Source organism: Synechococcus sp. UW179A, from assembly GCF_900473965.1.
Classification (GTDB): domain Bacteria; phylum Cyanobacteriota; class Cyanobacteriia; order PCC-6307; family Cyanobiaceae; genus Synechococcus_C.
Genome location: NZ_UCNJ01000012.1, coordinates 431,691 through 447,620, shown reverse-complemented (window position 1 = coordinate 447,620; position 15,930 = coordinate 431,691). Strand labels below are relative to the sequence as shown.

16 protein-coding genes are annotated in these 15,930 nt (G+C 59.0%); 9 read left to right on the top strand and 7 right to left on the bottom strand.

What is annotated here, in order from left to right; translation table 11 throughout:
* Positions 1-61 precede the first annotated feature (61 nt).
* Positions 62-1,240, top strand: coding sequence for an alanine--glyoxylate aminotransferase family protein (locus DXY31_RS06830; protein ID WP_114993002.1), 1,179 nt, complete (start codon positions 62-64; stop codon positions 1,238-1,240).
* On the opposite strand, the gene DXY31_RS06825 is transcribed toward DXY31_RS06830, so the two are convergent.
* On the bottom strand, positions 1,182-1,655 hold the full coding sequence (locus DXY31_RS06825) for a nucleoside deaminase (protein ID WP_114993129.1): 474 nt from the start codon (positions 1,653-1,655) through the stop codon (positions 1,182-1,184). The genes DXY31_RS06830 and DXY31_RS06825 overlap by 59 nt on opposite strands.
* Before the next feature lie 96 nt (positions 1,656-1,751).
* On the opposite strand from DXY31_RS06825, the gene DXY31_RS06820 reads away from it, so the two are divergent.
* Positions 1,752-3,200, top strand: coding sequence for an aminotransferase class V-fold PLP-dependent enzyme (locus DXY31_RS06820; protein ID WP_114993001.1), 1,449 nt, complete (start codon positions 1,752-1,754; stop codon positions 3,198-3,200).
* A 90-nt stretch (positions 3,201-3,290) separates the two neighbouring features.
* Here the strand turns inward: DXY31_RS06820 and DXY31_RS06815 are convergent, their stop codons facing one another.
* The 4 genes from DXY31_RS06815 to DXY31_RS06800 are packed head-to-tail and all read right to left on the bottom strand — an operon-like array spanning position 3,291 to position 8,101.
* A complete protein-coding gene (locus DXY31_RS06815; protein ID WP_114993000.1) occupies positions 3,291-4,889 on the bottom strand; it encodes a YcjF family protein in 1,599 nt (532 codons plus the stop codon).
* Entirely contained in the window at positions 4,886-7,045 is a 2,160-nt protein-coding gene (locus DXY31_RS06810; RefSeq protein WP_114992999.1) for a transglycosylase domain-containing protein, read from the bottom strand. The genes DXY31_RS06815 and DXY31_RS06810 overlap by 4 nt, the downstream gene beginning before the upstream one ends.
* Positions 7,026-7,514 (bottom strand): signal peptidase II, encoded by a 489-nt coding sequence (lspA, locus tag DXY31_RS06805; protein ID WP_114993128.1) that lies wholly within the window; start codon positions 7,512-7,514, stop codon positions 7,026-7,028. The genes DXY31_RS06810 and lspA overlap by 20 nt, the downstream gene beginning before the upstream one ends.
* A gap of 14 nt (positions 7,515-7,528) precedes the next feature.
* On the bottom strand, positions 7,529-8,101 hold the full coding sequence (locus tag DXY31_RS06800) for a biotin transporter BioY (RefSeq protein WP_114993127.1): 573 nt from the start codon (positions 8,099-8,101) through the stop codon (positions 7,529-7,531).
* A gap of 56 nt (positions 8,102-8,157) precedes the next feature.
* On the opposite strand from DXY31_RS06800, the gene DXY31_RS06795 reads away from it, so the two are divergent.
* The gene (locus DXY31_RS06795) at positions 8,158-8,433 is read left to right on the top strand and encodes a DUF3148 domain-containing protein (protein WP_114992998.1); all 276 of its coding nucleotides are present in this window, start codon (positions 8,158-8,160) and stop codon (positions 8,431-8,433) included.
* A 24-nt stretch (positions 8,434-8,457) separates the two neighbouring features.
* Here the strand turns inward: DXY31_RS06795 and DXY31_RS06790 are convergent, their stop codons facing one another.
* Positions 8,458-9,738, bottom strand: a complete 1,281-nt coding sequence (locus DXY31_RS06790) for a pitrilysin family protein (RefSeq protein ID WP_114992997.1) — start codon at positions 9,736-9,738, stop codon at positions 8,458-8,460.
* A complete protein-coding gene (locus DXY31_RS06785) occupies positions 9,735-11,024 on the bottom strand; it encodes a pitrilysin family protein (protein WP_114992996.1) in 1,290 nt (429 codons plus the stop codon). The genes DXY31_RS06790 and DXY31_RS06785 overlap by 4 nt, the downstream gene beginning before the upstream one ends.
* A gap of 24 nt (positions 11,025-11,048) precedes the next feature.
* Here DXY31_RS06785 and DXY31_RS06780 point away from each other — a divergent pair, with 24 nt between their 5' ends.
* From DXY31_RS06780 to DXY31_RS06755, 6 genes are all read left to right on the top strand, one after another.
* Positions 11,049-11,783, top strand: coding sequence for a phycocyanobilin:ferredoxin oxidoreductase (locus DXY31_RS06780; RefSeq protein ID WP_114992995.1), 735 nt, complete (start codon positions 11,049-11,051; stop codon positions 11,781-11,783).
* A gap of 68 nt (positions 11,784-11,851) precedes the next feature.
* On the top strand, positions 11,852-12,691 hold the full coding sequence (locus DXY31_RS06775) for an HlyD family efflux transporter periplasmic adaptor subunit (RefSeq protein WP_114993126.1): 840 nt from the start codon (positions 11,852-11,854) through the stop codon (positions 12,689-12,691).
* On the top strand, positions 12,688-13,860 hold the full coding sequence (gene devC / locus DXY31_RS06770) for an ABC transporter permease DevC (RefSeq protein WP_114992994.1): 1,173 nt from the start codon (positions 12,688-12,690) through the stop codon (positions 13,858-13,860). The genes DXY31_RS06775 and devC overlap by 4 nt, the downstream gene beginning before the upstream one ends.
* A gap of 4 nt (positions 13,861-13,864) precedes the next feature.
* Positions 13,865-14,590 (top strand): DevA family ABC transporter ATP-binding protein, encoded by a 726-nt coding sequence (locus DXY31_RS06765; RefSeq protein ID WP_114992993.1) that lies wholly within the window; start codon positions 13,865-13,867, stop codon positions 14,588-14,590.
* A 35-nt stretch (positions 14,591-14,625) separates the two neighbouring features.
* Positions 14,626-14,781 (top strand): hypothetical protein, encoded by a 156-nt coding sequence (locus tag DXY31_RS06760; protein WP_006850288.1) that lies wholly within the window; start codon positions 14,626-14,628, stop codon positions 14,779-14,781.
* A 90-nt stretch (positions 14,782-14,871) separates the two neighbouring features.
* Positions 14,872-15,804 (top strand): glycosyltransferase family 2 protein, encoded by a 933-nt coding sequence (locus tag DXY31_RS06755; protein ID WP_114992992.1) that lies wholly within the window; start codon positions 14,872-14,874, stop codon positions 15,802-15,804.
* The last annotated feature ends 126 nt before the right edge of the window (positions 15,805-15,930 follow it).

Genomic DNA, 15,930 nt, shown 5'->3' with positions numbered 1-15,930 from the left:
CAATTTTTGACCGATTGATGCGTAGGCTGCTCGCCATTGATTTCCGGTTCCGGCTTCACCGATGACGCACCCTCACCTGTCGGTTGACCCGTGCCATCGATGCTCCATCGGTCCGATTGACACACCCGACCGCTTGTTGCTCGGTCCCGGCCCCTCCAATGCTCACCCAACTGTTCTGCAGGCCCTTTCACGCACGCCGATCGGTCACCTCGATCCGCTTTATGTGGAACTTATGGGTGAGGTTCAAGAGCTGTTGCGCTACGCCTGGCAGACCGACAACCGCCTGACCCTGCCGATGAGTGGCACGGGTAGTTCAGCCATGGAAGCCACGCTGGCCAATACGGTTGAACCCGGCGACACGGTTCTGGTTGCCGTGAAGGGATACTTCGGCAACCGCCTGATGGATATGGCGGGTCGTTACCGCGCCAATGTTCAGGTGATCGAGAAACCCTGGGGTGAGTCTTTCAGCCTTGAGGAGATCGAAGCGGGGATCAAAAAACACAAGCCAGCGATCTTGGCAATGGTCCATGCCGAAACGTCCACCGGCATCTGTCAGCCGATGGAGGGTATCGGAGATCTGTGCCATGAGCATGACTGCCTGCTACTGCTCGACACGGTGACCTCCCTCGGTGGCGTGCCTGTCTTTCTGGATGCCTGGAAGGTCGATCTGGCCTACAGCTGCAGCCAGAAGGGTCTTAGCTGCCCTCCCGGCCTCGGTCCCTTCACGATGGGCCCGCGGGCAGAGGCCAAGCTGGCTGCGCGCCAAGACAAAGTTCCCAACTGGTATCTGGATGTCTCTCTGTTGAACCAGTACTGGGGCAGTGATCGTGTTTACCACCACACCGCTCCGGTGAATATGAACTTCGGCATGCGTGAAGCCCTTCGTCTTCTTTCTGAAGAAGGCCTGGACAATGCCTGGGCACGTCACCGTCGCAACGCGGAGGCGCTCTGGACTGGCCTTGAATCTCTCGGACTGGAAATGCATGCGACAGAAGAGCTGCGATTGCCCACGCTCACCACGGTTCGTATTCCAGAGGATGTGGATGGCAAGGCCTTCTCCTCTCACCTGCTCAACAACCACGGCATCGAAGTCGGGGGTGGACTCGGTGTGCTCGCCGGCAAGATTTGGCGGATCGGTCTGATGGGTTACAACTCCACACCTGAAAATGTGGACCTTCTGCTCAATCTTTTTGAGACCGAGCTGCCTCGTTTCCGGCAAAACGCTGCCGTCGCTGCCTGAACCAGCGTCCCAATAGAGCGGATGCTTCAAGCTCCATCACGCCTCCCATCACCTGCATGTGATGGTGGGCGCTGGGGTGCTTGGAGAGATCAATCGTGCTTCCAAGACCACCCCGCTTGGGATCGTGCGCTCCGTAGATCACCCGACCGACCCGGGCCTGCACCAGAGCTCCAGCGCACATCGGGCAGGGTTCCAGCGTCACGATCAGGGTGCACTGGTTCAGTCTCCAGTCGCCGAGGATCAAGGAGGCCTGGCGCAAAGCCACAAGTTCTGCATGTCCGAGTGGATCTGAAGCCCACTCGCGCCGATTGCTGCCATGGCCGATGCATCGTCCCTCTGAATCCAGCACCACAGCACTGACAGGGATCTCTCCTGATTCACCGAGCTGTTCAGCGCGTCGCAACAAGCGTTCCATCCAGGCGTGGATTTCGGCGATCTCCAGCTCGACCGGTGTCAGTCGCACGTCCCCCCCAATCGTGCAGAGGCGTCCAATGTGCCACCGCAGGTGAGAATGGTGGTTCCTTCCGCGCCCTCCTTGTTCGGATCCTCCAGGACTTCATCGGCGGCATCGACTGCGACGGAACTGTCCGCATTTGCCTCATCTGAGGCACTGGATCCGCACTTGCAGCGTTTCCTGGAGGACGCCAGCGCTCGTCTGTGTGAATGGCTCGGGTCAGCCGCTCAGCGGTCCCCGTTACCTGCTCTGCGGCTGCTTCCAGAGGCTTTCCCCGAGCAACAGGGTGTCAGTGCGGACCGACTGCTGGATGACCTTCAACAGTTGATGGATGGTGCTTACCAGCCCAACCATCCTGGAGCCCTCGCCCATCTGGACCCTCCTCCGAACACGGCATCGATCGCTGCGGAACTGATCTGCGCCGGATTGAACAACAATCTGCTGGCGGAGGAGCTCTCACCGAGTCTCAGTCAACTGGAGCGTCAGCTCTGTGGCTGGTTCGCTGCCCGTTTCGAAATGCCTGATGGCGCTGGCGGTGTCGCCGCCAGTGGTGGCTCCCTGAGCAATCTCACCGCCCTGGTCACCGCTCGACATCGGATGGGTCTGGACCATGACCCCAATGCGGTGATCTTGATGAGTGATGACGCCCACGTGTCACTGCAGAAGGCTGCCAGAGTCATGGGGCTCAGGCCAGATGGCATTCGACGGGTACCCGTTGATTCGCAGGGCCGCATGCTGATTTCAGACCTACAAGAGCAGCTGCAGGGGCTTAAGCAGCACAACCGGCCCTGCATCGCAGTGGTGGCGACAGCGGGCACGACAGTGCGTGGAGCGATCGATCCGATTCCCGCTCTGGCTCAGTTCTGCAGTGATCAGGGCCTTTGGCTGCACGTGGATGGCGCGATTGGCGCTGTCTTTGCACTGTGTCCAGACACGGCGAAGCTGATGGCTGGGCTTGGCCAGGCTGATTCCATCACGGTGAATCCCCAGAAGCTGCTGGGAATCGCCAAGACCTCGTCCCTGCTTTTAGTACGTGATCAGTCAGCTCTCCAGGAGACATTTCAAACGGGGCTTCCCTATATGGAACCCGCATTCGCTGTTGCCCATGGCGGTGAACTGGGCCTGCAGGGCAGTCGTCCCGCAGAGATCCTCAAGCTCTGGCTTGGCTTGCGACAGCTGGGTGAGCAGGGGATCAATGCCCTGCTGAAGCAGGCTCTGTTGAGACGTCAACGCCTGGAAGAAGACCTTGATGCTTCTGTTCTGGAGATCACGTCAGGCCCGCTGCATCTGCTCGCTTGCGTCCCACTTGGAGCGGATCCAGCGCGCTGCGATCAATGGACAGCTGCCGTGCGACAACGGCTGCTTGATCGGCAGATCATGGTGTCCAGACCAGTCCATCAAGGACGGCATCGCATCAAAGTGGTGTTGGGCAATCCCCACACCTCCAATGCGCTCATCGACCAACTGGCGGCCGATTTGAACCACTATTCACGCGAGGTGGTGTGATGCCTGCAGCTCAGAACAAGCGAGGTCGCTGGGTTGCAATCGTCACCGGAGCCATGTCTGTGCTGATTGGTGTGTTGTATCTGGGTCTGATCACGGTGCTCGATAGCCGCGGTCCGATGCGTCCCCCGCCTCCCGAGGCCCTGGCCGGGGTGGAAGTCGTTTCTTTGCCTCCTGCTGGAGGGGCTCCACCACCCGTCGCAGTGCCGCCTGCAGAAAGTCCTGAAGGGAGCGATCCCTCCGATTGAGTTCGTAGTGGTGCTGAACCACGTCCTGCACTCCGCCATCGCCCCAGTCCTGGTCCTGCTGGAAATAGGTCATGAAACTGGCTCCCGCAATTCTGGTGAGCCAGCCGGCTGCTACACCCTGCACCGCCCGACCGAGCAGCAGGGTCGGCAGGTTCACACTCAGCGCGGTACCGATCAAAGCCACTCCGCCTTTGACCACCCCCAGTCCAGTCAGGGTCTTGCCCACAGAGACTGCCAGCTCCTGGGCCCTGCTGCGGGTCAGCTGGATTCCATACACCGCTCCCATCTCCATCACCATCTGGGCATTGACGGCAGCAGTACCAAGTAAATCCACTCCGGGCAGTGGCGTTGCGGCGACGACACCAGCACTGATCCAGGTGTAGCGATCGATGATTCGCCGGGCTTCGTGAGAACGTTGACGGTCGAGCAGATCCCGACCAGCGGATCCAAGATCCCTGCATTGCAGAAGGATGTTGTCTGCAAGCAGTTCCTCTCCATCGGAATGAAGCACTGCAGCCAATCGCCTCACCAGCAGCCCGATTTCGGCTGGCGGCTGAACGGGACGTTGGCCAGGGCGGGGTAGTGACTGGGGGCGTGCACTAGCGGGAATCACATCTTCGGGTTGCAGCCATTCGGAGCAGCGTTGCCGCAACAGTTGAAGCAGCCTGCGCTCCTCTTCCTCACCGCGCAGATCACATTTATTGAGCACCAGCACCAGACGTTTGCCAAGTCCCGACAGGCTTTGCACCACCTCCAGCTCGCTCTTGCGCAGATCTCCATCGACCACAACGATCATCAAATCCGCTCTGCTGGCTCGGCGACGTGCTTCCTGCTCGCGTCCTCGCCCTTCCTGGCCAGCTTCAAGGATTCCCGGCGTGTCAACGAGAAGCACTCCTCTGTCCAGACCTTTGAGCCGGAGTCGGTAGCTGCGACTTTCGCCGGTGGAGCCCATGGCAGCACCGACATCGCCGACGATCTCTTTGAGCAGAGCACGGATCAGAGACGTTTTGCCACTGGAGCCGGTGCCGAAGACCACAAGCACAAGATCCCCGCGTTCGAGTTCCCTGGCGACCCGTTGGCGTTCCTCGAGGAGAGACTGACGAGCCACATCGTCCTGGAGTCGTTCCAGCAGCCGATCCACGCTGGACAGGCTTTGTTCCGCTGCATCTCTGCTGCTCGTTGGTGCCGGTCTGTCTTGGAGCGATGACGTGTCTCGACGCTGACGCTGTGTGCGCCATTGACGCAGCCATGGCAGGCCGACCTGAATCACGACTGCCACCAGCAGAACTGCGCCGATCAGCAGCACAGGGCCAACCAGCCAGGGGGGCAGCCAGTAACTCAGATCCCAGAGCAGGTTGCGGATTCCCTGCAGTACCAGGCCAATCACCATGAGGGCGATTAGCCCAGCGGCACCAAACAGAATCCAACGCGTCGATCCTTTCATTTTTCCTTGAGCCCACCTCGTCCCGCCGCGCGGATGATGTCAGCCCAGAGTGATGCCGCAAGGGCGCTGGAGCTGGTCGAGGGGCTGTTGTCGTCATTGCCGAGCCAGATCCCCAGCACCCAACGGCGCGAGGGTTCATAGCCCACGAACAGCAGATCCCTGCCTTCATTGGTGGTTCCAGTTTTGCCTCCCTCTTGACCTCCCAGCGATGCGGCAGTACCGGTGCCATTGCGCACAACCGCGCGCAGCAACGCTTGCATCTGAGTTGCACTGTCGCTGCCGACAGCCTGGCGTCCAGGGTTCACACCACGCTGATCATCGCCGGCAAGGCTGCCGCAGCCACGCAGATTGTCATCGCGACAGGTTTCCGCATCAAGCAAACGACGAATCGTATTGGGGGGCTTCCATTCGCCTTTATTGAGAATGGCTGCATAGGCCCCGGTGAGTTCGATCAGTCGCACTTCGCTCTGGCCGAGTGCGAGCCCTGGAACCGGATCCAGCGGTGTTGTGATGCCAAGAGCTCTGGCCTGGCGAACCACCTGTTCAAGCCCAACCCGCTGAGCTAGGCGAAGAGCCGCCGTGTTACTGCTCGAAGCGAAGGCGTTGGTGAGGCTGAGGCGACCTCTGCAGCTGCTTTCAAACCACTGGCCTCTCCAGTTCAGAGAACTGCAGTCAATGGTTTCGTTGGGCTTGATTCCACGTTCCAGGGCGGCCAGGTACGTCATCAGTTTGAAGGTGCTCCCTGGCTGTCTCAAGGCCATGGATGCACGGTTGAACTGACTGAATCGGTAGTCACGTCCGCCGGCGATCGCCAGGACCCCTCCTGTGCTGCTGTCGATCACCACGGCGGCCCCCTCACTCACGCCGAGTCCACCGGCATTGCTGATCAGACTGCGCAGTTGTCTCTCCACAACGGCCTGCAGCACAGGGTCAAGGTGGGTTTCGATCAGAAAATTCCCCTCTGCCGCTACCTCCGGACCCACCATTGCGGTTAAATCCCTGCGTACCTGATCGGTGTAGAAGGGTGCTGAGCGTGTCAGCGCAGTCCGGCTGCAGGCCGTGGGCGCCAGTTGGATGGGTTGACGTCTCGCCAGACGAGCAGCGTCAAGAGATAAGCGACCGGAATCGGCCATCTTGTTGATCACGCGGTTGCGGGCTTCAAGGGCCCGCTGTGGATGACGGCAGGGGTCGTGACCATTCGGTGATGGCAACAGTCCAACTAGCAGAGCGGCCTGTTCAACACTCAGATCAGCTGCTGATTGATCAAAGAAGGTCTGTGCGCTGTCTTCGAATCCCCATCCCACACCGAGGTACACCCTGTTGAGATAACTCAGCAGCAGCTCCCGCTTGCTGAAGCGGCTTTCCAGCTGCAGTGCCACCAGCAGCTCACGCCATTTGCGTCCCAGGGTGTCACCTTCGCCGACGAGTTCTGGGTAGAGGCTGCGGGCCAACTGTTGGGTGATGCTGCTGCCACCTTCGAGCACCCTGCCGCCGGTCAGGTTGACAGCGAAAGCGCGCAGGCTGCCGACAGGGTCAACCCCTGGATGCCACCAGAAACGATTGTCTTCGCTGCTGAGTAAGGCATCGATCAACAGCGGAGAAAACTCGCCAAGGCCGCTCAGTTCCCTGTGTCGATTGGAATCCACCGATTTGAGCGGTTTGTTGTTGCCGTCGTAGATGGCGAGCGGTCCGCGAACGCTGGCGAGTCGTCCACTCACCGGCACGTTGAGGGCGGCATGGCCCAATAACAGTGCTGCCCCACCGAGGCAGCACAGGATGCCGATCCCCAGCGACCGCTTGATCCGCTGATGCCGCCGTTGTCCGGGTCTTGCAAAGCCAATCCAGGGGCTATCCGCTTCTTGGGTCGGGGCAAAGCTGACTCGATCGCCGTCTTGGAGCTCCAGTTGTTGCACTCGTCGCCCTTTCCACCACAGTCCATTGGTGGACCCTTGGTCCTTGAGAATCCAGTGCTGGCCTTGCTTTTGCAGAAGTGCATGCAAGCGGCTAACAGCCGCATTGTCAATGCAGATTTCCATGTCTGCATCACGTCCAATCCGATATCCCTCGCCATGCAGTTGAAGCGTGCGCTCAGACCGACCCTGCTGATGAATCGTCAGTAGGGCCAACCTCTTTGGCTCAGCCGTCGCTCTGCTCATTTCTGTGGTTGAAGGCGTCGATGGCGAAGCAGAGAACCGCCAGGTTGATGGCGACATCAGCCCAGTTGAAGATTGGAAACTGAATTGGCACGAGTTCGAGAAAGTCGGTCACATGACCGAGCCGCCAGCGGTCGATGCCATTGCCGATGGTTCCTCCCAGAAGAAAGCCGAGGGCCAGTCCCATCCAGAGACCTCGCCGAGTCTCCCGCCAGATCCAGATGCTGACGCCAATGGCAACCACCAGGCTGAGAATTCCCAGCAGCAGGGAGGAATCTCTGAACAGACTGAATGCAGCTCCCGTGTTGCGCACAAGGTTCAGTTGCAGCAATCCAGGAATGAAGGGCATCGTCTCGCCTGGGAGAAGGACGCCTCTGGCCCAATGCTTGCTGAGCTGATCCAGCACCACCATGAGCACACTGAGTGCAACGACGCTGCCCCGTCGCATGCTTCGGGCTGGACGGATGTTCATGGCATGGTTCCGGCTCATTCGATCCAGAGCACCTGACGGCTCACGCGTGCGATCAGTCCAGTTGCGCAACACAGGGCCAGTTGCGCAGCCAGGGGCCCAAGGCTGTAGCTGAAAATAAGGTCGAGTAGGGGGGCATCCCAGCGATTCAGCACGGCTCCCAGGGCAAGATTGAGCAGTCCGCAGACCTGAATGGTCAGCAGGCCTGCCATGGCTGCGAGGGTCAGTCTGGCGATGTCATTCATTCCGTTCTGCTGGGCCAGCCGTCCGGTCAACCAGGCGGCGGGGACGAATCCCGCCAGATAACCAAAACCCGGATTCAGCACATAGGCGAAACCGCCACCGCCGTGGAACACAGGCAAGTCCACCAATCCGATGGTTAGATAAGCCACTGAAGCGATGACTCCCGCTCTTGGGCCCGCGACAAGGGCGCAGACGAGCAGTGCAGGAACCTGCCAGGTGCTGGGCAGACCCACAACGGCAGGAGGCAACTCGGGCAGAGGCAGTAGCAGGGCAGTAGGGATGAGGCTTCCGACGAGGATCAGAAGCAATCCGGCAAGAGCGCCGCTCCAGGTGGACAGTGCCCGCACGGGCAATCGTCAGCTCGCACCATCCTGCTGTAAGAGAGATGCATTGCCCAGCAGAGATGTCCGTTTCAATCGGTGACCAGGTGCGACTGGTGCGCCCCCAGACCTTCCTCAAGACAGCTGATCCGATGCCGATGCTCAGGCCTCCCGATCTTGTGGCCCACAATGAAATCGGCAGGGTCATGGCATTACAACCGGCTGAAACGGCAGCAGTGCGCTTCGCCAGAGGGACTTTTCTGTTGTCGATTGAGCAACTCACACTTGTGAGCGAAAATCCGAACAATGCCTCGGATCAAGACGCTTCATCGGACTCCGATGCTTCATCTGAGACGTAGGGTTCTGCTGACCCAGGGCACTGATCAAGGCTCGGTGCTTTCAGCAAAAGTGCTCAGGCTCCATTGTTTCTTCAGTGATTCCAGCGTTTCCTCGGGTCCGCACAAGCTGAGCTGAGGACTCTGAAGATGGCGGAGTGCCATGTCACGCAGATCACTGGCCTGTAGCTGCTCCAGTTGGTTGAGGCAGCTCTGGTCATGGTCATCAGGGAGATTCAGACCACGCAGTTGCGCCCGCCGCTCGGCCCTCTGACCTGTGGTCTGGGAGCCGTGAGCCAGTTGCCCCCTGAACTTGGCCTTGGCCAGTTTGAGATCGAGCTCGGAAATGGTGGTCTCCATCAGCTCACACCAGCTGCTGATCAGGAGTTCGAGCGATAGTTCTGCCCTGTCGACTCCGGTTGAGGCGTGCATCACAAAGGGTGCCGCTCCAGCGCGCGCCGGGTGATGGACACCTACGTCGTAGGCGACGCCATGCTCCTCTCGAAGCCTGCGGAACAACAGGCTGGACATGCCTGATCCCAGGTGAGCCTGCAGCAGCCTCAGAGCCAGGTCGTCCGGTTGACCGTGGGGCAGAGCGGCCTGACCCAGCATCAGCACCACTTGTTCGGTGGGAAGAGCTTGGAGCCCTAATGACGGCCTCTTGCCAGGCTCCAATTCAGCTGATTCCTGGATTGTTGCCAAGGGTTCTTCGCGGCTGAGCTTGGTTTTGGTTGTGCCGAGCCACTCCTCCAGTCGCTCCGTGGATTTATCAGGAATGGTTCCGGAAAGCGCCAGCACCGAGCCATTGCTCTCGAGATCTTCGGCAAGACAGGCCAGTTCCGCTTTTTGAAGTTGTTCCAGGTCGACACCGATGCCAAGTGGATCGTGCCCGTAGGGACCCTTGCCATAGGCCAGTTGTCTCCAGCCATCAAAGGCACGATGGAAGGGATCCTCTTTCTGTCTTTGCAGGGCCTGCAAGCTCAGGTCTCGCTCCAGTTCGATCTGTCCTTCGTCCAGGTGTGGCTGGCGCAGCATCCAGCCAAGAGCAGGCAACAGTCGATCTGCATCAACGTCGCGGCACTTGAGACTGATCAGAATTCCGTCTTCATGGGTGTCACAACGAAGACCTGCGCCGCAGCCTTCAACCAGATCTGCCAGCTGCAGATGATCGACAGGTCCGCATCCACGGCTGAGCACCGAACCCAGTAGCTGATGACCGCCCCTTTGCCCAAGAGGATCAGCACTACTTCCGCGCCGAATCCAGAGCTTGGCGGAGAGCACCCCGGTTGTTGTTACAGGATCAAGGACGAGATCGCAGCTGGGGCTCAAGCGTTGTCCTCCGATCGGGCAATCAGGGTGAAGCTGTGCTGGGGTTGCAGTATTGGCATAACACCTTCTCGCAAGGTTGAAGCATTCCAGTGCGCTAGATCCTGGAGTGGAGCCAGAAGGTCTCGGTGCCGTCCCCAGAGTGTTTGTGAACCGACACTGGCGGCCACAGCTCCAGGAGCTTCAAGGCTGAAGCGATGACCGTTTCCAACCAGTTGCATGGCGCGATGCAATTCCTCATCCGTGATGGCAGTGGTCAAGCTGTTGTTCAGCTGTTGGTGGATCTCGGTCTCCACGCGTTCGATCTGATCTTCTGGGCAACAGGCCTCCAGCATCACCAGGCTGCCCTGTTCCAGCGTGGTGACGTCCATGTCGATGGATTCAACGATCTGCAGTTCTTCGCGCAGCCTCTGCACCAGTCGACTGCGCCGACCCTCAGCAAGGATTGTGGTGGCCAGATCAGCTCCGGCGATGGCCAGCTGATCGTTTGCAGAGGCAACCGGCCAAACCATCATCAGCCGTGCGGCCTCCAGTCGAGGAAAGGCGCGGCATTCCCGACCGCTACGAAAATTCAGCAAAGGTTTGATTGTCTTGTTCAGATCTGAGTCCGTAACCTTGTCAAGCGTTGCAAGGGGGCTGTCGAGCACGTGGCTGATTAGGTCCTGCTGAATAGTTCCTGCCACTGCCAGACAACAGTTGGCTCCCTGGTAGCGGCGTTGGTGGTAGCGCCGCATCCCCTCCGGATTCATCTCCCGCAGGCTGTTCTCCCAGCCGAGGATGGGTCTGCCGTAGCAGTGGGGAGCACAGCAGAGTTCCAGCAGAGTCTGCAGCACCTGGTCATCAGGCTGATCCCGATACTGGGCGATCTCCTCGAGCACCACGTCGCGCTCCATTGAGAAACAGTCCTGCTCCAAAGCCGGATCCAGAACGAGATCCAGCAGCAGTTCAAGTGCTTCCTTCGATTCCGCGCTGGGCACAAGCACGTGGTAGTGCACATCATCGAAGCCCGTGGCTGCATTGCTGCTGCCTCCCAGTGCCTCAATTCTTCGATCAAACTCCCCCGGCCCCATCCGTCGACTTCCCTTGAACACCATGTGTTCGAGGAAATGAGCGATGCCCTCCTCGCCACTTCTCTCCCAGGCGCTTCCGCCCTGGCACCAAAAATCAAGACAAGTGAGGGCCGCATCGGGGATGGCGGCTGTCACAAGGTTGCTTCCGTTATGGAGTGTGCGGTGTTCGAGCACCGGACCGGATGGGATCGCAGTCAGGGTCCCGTGGCAAAGTCCCATTCTGTGCAATTACGGATCGGATTGATGCCTGCGTCCCCGAGCGGTCAGGAGATGCATCCGCTGGTGATGGCTATGGCTGCTCGTATCCGTCAGTGCAGGAACGGTTTCCCGGAGCTCAATCCACTCGGCTTGTCGGATGACCTCGAGGAGATCATCGGCACGCTCGACGGTGAGGCTCTGTTTATCCGTAATGAGGTGCATTCCTGCCGAGGACTTCGCAAACTGCACCTGGAGATCGCACGACTTGGACTTGGACTTCAGATTCTTCATTGTGTTTTCTTCCCCGATCCACGCTTTGATCTGCCTGTGTTTGGCGCCGATATCGTCGCCAGCCCAGCGGGGATCTCCGCTGCCATTATTGATCTTTCCCCGGTCGGAGAGCACCTGCCCGAGCGTATCCAAAGCGGGCTTGAAGTCGCAGTGATTCCTGCCTTCCAACAGGTGCGAGATCTTCCCACTTGGGCAACGATTTTCTCGCCGTTCGTGAGATTTATCCGCCCTGTCAACCAACAGGAAGAGGATTGGTTTGTGGAACTGGTCGACGATTACCTCCAGGTTCTCGGTGATGCCGTGAAGGCCGCAGAGCCCGATGACCCCAGTGCTCCTTCTACTCTGGCCCGATATCACGGACAGGTGTCCTATTGCCGGCAACAGAAACGCAACGACAAAACGCGGCGGGTTCTGGAGAAAGCCTTCGGGACGGTATGGGCGGATCGGTACATCGAGGAACTGCTGTTCGACGAACCTCTGAGCCCTTGAGCGGATTGGGGCGGATCTGGCTTGGCGTTGGTGCTCTGGCGGTCCTTGCTGTTGCTGGTGGAGTCTTGATGCTGCGCCGTCCGCAACCACCCACCCCTGTCGCAGACGCTGAGCAGGTGGCGAACCGACAGCCGGAATCTGTTGCAGCCCTTGGAAGTCTCAGACCTGCAGGAGAGGTACGTCGTCTGGCTGCCCCGGTGAGCAGTTTTGGTGGCTCACCGAGGGTGTCGTCTCTACTGGTCAAGGAAGGCGATCCGGTGAGCAAAGGGCAGCTCCTCGCTGTATTCGACAACAGGCCGAATATCGAAGCGGATCTTGCCGCTTTCAACGAGAAGATTCGCAGTGCTGAGACAGAGATTCCTCTGAAAAAAAAGGAGGTAGCCCGCATCGCCCAGGCTGCTCAGCAGGGTGCGGCGAAAGTTGTTTTGCTCGAGGAAAAACAGAATGAACTCACCATGCTTGAGCGCAAAAAGGTGGAGCTGATCGCCGAGCGCAGAAAGCTTGAAGCTGATCTGAACGACAGCGAACTTCGCTCTCCAATTGATGGCACCGTTCTCAAGTTGCGTGCCCGGGTGGGGGAGCGTCCTACTGCTGAAGGTGTCATGGAGGTTGGCGCCAGTCAGTCGATGGAGGCTCTGATCGAGGTCTATGAGTCAGACATCAATCGCATCAAGCTTGGAGAACCCGTCACTTTGATCAGTGAGAACGGTGGTTTCGAGGGAGATCTTCGGGGAACCGTTGAGCGCATCAGTCCCCAGGTGCGACAACGACAGGTGTTGTCGACGGATCCCACCGGTGATGCCGACGCCAGGATCGTTGAGGTCCTGGTCAGGTTGGATCCAGGATCCACCCAGCGCGTATCAAGGCTGTCAGGCCTGAAGGTGATCGCCCGATTCGGTTCCTCATGATCGGCCGCTTCCTGAGCGGGCGCGGAATTCCACTGGCTTCACTGATGCTGGTGCGTCAGCCGGTTCGTCTGGCTGTTGCTCTGGCCGGTATCAGTTTCGCGGGAATTCTGATGTTCATGCAGCTGGGATTCCGCGACGGATTGTTTGATGCCAGCGTCACGGTTCATCGACTGTTCGATGCCGACATTGTTTTGATCAGTCCACGCTCGACCAGTTCAGTGAGCATGGCTGGCTTTCCTCGCCGTCGTCTGGTGCAGGCCATGGCATTGCCTGAGATCGAGGGCATCACACCTGTGCACTGGAACCTGCTGCTCTGGCGTAATCCCAAGACGCGCGGCACCCGTTCAATCCTTGCCCTTGGCTTCGAGCCGGGTGACCCTCTTTTTGTTGATCCAAGCCTGGCGCCCAAGGCGCAGGTTCTAACCCAGAAAGGTCGGGTTCTGTTCGACGAAAAGTCGAGGCCTGAGTTTGGTCCCGTTGCCGAATGGTTCCGCTCAGGACGAACAGTTGAGAGTGAGATCTCAGGAAAAAGGGTTCGGGTGGCAGGCCTGATCGAGCTCGGCAGCTCCTTCGGTGCCGATGGCAATCTGCTCACAAGCAGCGAAACATTCCTCGATCTTCTACCCAACACTCCACCAGGAAGCATCGAGGTAGGACTGGTTCGTTTGCAGCCTGGCTCGGACCCCGAGGCTGTGGTGGAGAAACTCAACGCATTGCTACCCGAAGACGTCACTGTTCTCACCAAGCAGGGTTTCATTGATTTCGAGCAGAACTACTGGCGCACCAGCACCTCAATTGGTTTCATCTTCACGCTCGGTGCCGCCATGGGCTTCGTTGTCGGCTGCGTGATCGTTTATCAGGTGCTGTACTCCGATGTCAGTGACCATCTTCCGGAGTACGCCACGCTGATGGCCATGGGCTACAAGCTCAGAACCCTGCTGGGTGTGGTTGTCCGTGAGGGGCTTCTGCTCGCTCTCTTCGGGTATTTGCCGGCTTATGCCGCTGGGCAGGGGCTTTATCTGTTGGTCAGAAGTGCCACGGCGCTTCCCGTGGCGATGGATTTCAGCCGTGCAATGACGGTGTTCAGCATGATTCTGGTCATGTGCATGGCATCGGCAGGTCTGGCGATGCGCCGTCTGGTGGATGCCGATCCAGCGGAGATCTTCTGAGGCCATGACGGTTCTTTCCCAACCAGCTCAGCAGCAAGGAGCTGATCTGATCAGCACAGTGAGGATCGAGAACCTCAGCCACTGGTTTGGGCGTGGGTCAACGCGTCGACAGGTGCTTCAGTCGGTTGATCTTCAGATCGCAGCCGGTGAAGTGGTGCTGCTGACCGGTCCATCAGGCTGTGGCAAGACCACTCTTCTGACGCTGATCGGTGCACTTCGTCAGGTTCAGCAAGGTGATGTGCGCGTGTTTGGTCAGCAACTGCAGGGTGCTGGCCGGGGACAACGACAGCTGCTTCGTCGCAGAATTGGCATGATTTTTCAGGGTCATAACCTTTTGCGCTGCCTCACAGCCGAGCAGAACGTGCAGATGGGAGCCGATCTTCTCGAGGGTTTCAGCTATCGCGGTCGCAGAGATCAGGCCAGGGAGTGGCTGAGGGCGGTGGGGCTGGAGGATCACCTCAGCAAACTTCCTCAGGACCTCTCTGGAGGCCAGAAACAGCGCGTGGCCATTGCCAGAGCTCTGGCCGCCAGGCCCCAGCTGTTGCTTGCCGATGAACCCACGGCAGCGCTTGATAGCAGCACCGGCCGGGAGGTCGTTGAGTTACTCAAGCGCCTTGCTCGTGAGCAATCCTGTTCCGTGCTGATGGTCACCCATGATCCGCGCATTCTTGATGTTGCTGATCGGCTGGTGAAAATGGAGGATGGCCGTTTGCTTCAGGCCATTGAGTAAGTTGGGTTGAACATCAAGACGTTTCCGATTCAAGAATGGCCAAGCGCAGAAACCTCAAAAAGGAAAAGCAGGAGCGCAACCGCGCCTACGCGCGCAAATTTAAGAAGCGCAAGATGCGTAACGATGGCCGTGGCGAAGGCGCTGGCAATGGCGTAACAGGCACTGCCAACAATGGTGGCGCTGCGGACTGATCGTTTTGCCAACAAACTGTTTTGAGGGGGGCAGAGGCCCCCTTTTTTCTTGCCTTTAGGCTGGCTCACTACGGCTCACCGAGCGGGCGGATGTTCATCAGCGTCGTCATTCCCACCTACAACCGACGCGACATCCTTGAGAAGTGTCTGCGTTCTCTGCATAGTCAGCACGACTGTTCCGAGATTGATGATTACGAAGTGGTGGTGGTGGATGACGGATCCACCGATGGCACGCCCGACTGGCTTCGATCCTCTGCAGCGACTTTTCCCAAGGTCCACTTGGTTGAGCAAAGTCATGGGGGGCCTGCAGAAGGGCGCAACCGTGGTGTTGCCCACTCCCGCGGCGACGTGATTGTGTTCATCGACAGTGATCTGGTCGTGACGCCGACATTCCTGGCCAGTCATGCGCGAGCGCTGGCCAGGCAATGGCAGCGGTCCGGCAATCAACTCTGTTTCACCTATGGCGCGGTGATCAATACCGCTGATTTCGAGAATCCCACTGGAGAGCGTCACAAGTTGCGTGATCTTTCCTGGGCTTATTTCGCAACCGGAAATGTTGCGATCGATCGAGGGGTGCTGGAACGGTCTGGCCTGTTCGACACGGGATTCAGGTTGTATGGCTGGGAGGACCTCGAACTAGGTGAGCGGTTACGCCAGATGGGAGTGCAGCTTGTGCGCTGTCCTGAAGCTGTCGGCTATCACTGGCATCCTGCGTTTCGCCTTGCGCAGATCCCTGACCTGATCAGGGTCGAACGCGAGCGCGCCCGCATGGGGCTCGTGTTCTATAGAAAGCATCCAAGTCGCCGGGTGCGAATGATCATCCAGTTCACTTGGATGCATCGGCTGCTGTGGGGGCTGCTGACCTTGGGGGGATTGCTCAACGAACGCACTCTGCGGCCCTTGCTGGCCTGGTTGATCCACCTGGGTCAACCATCGCTGGCACTCGAGCTGCTGAGACTTCCGCTCAACCGCATCGGCGTCGAGGCTCTGTATCGAGAAGCGCGGCAGGCAGGGCTGTCCTGAGACGGTGCTTTGTTAAATTCGCCGGGTACCTTCAAACCGCACACCTGTCTGTTTCGGGTGCTGGTTGTGATCTGAACCTCGGTTCAGCACACCATCCCTGACAGGTGGAGGCGAACCCGAAACCTC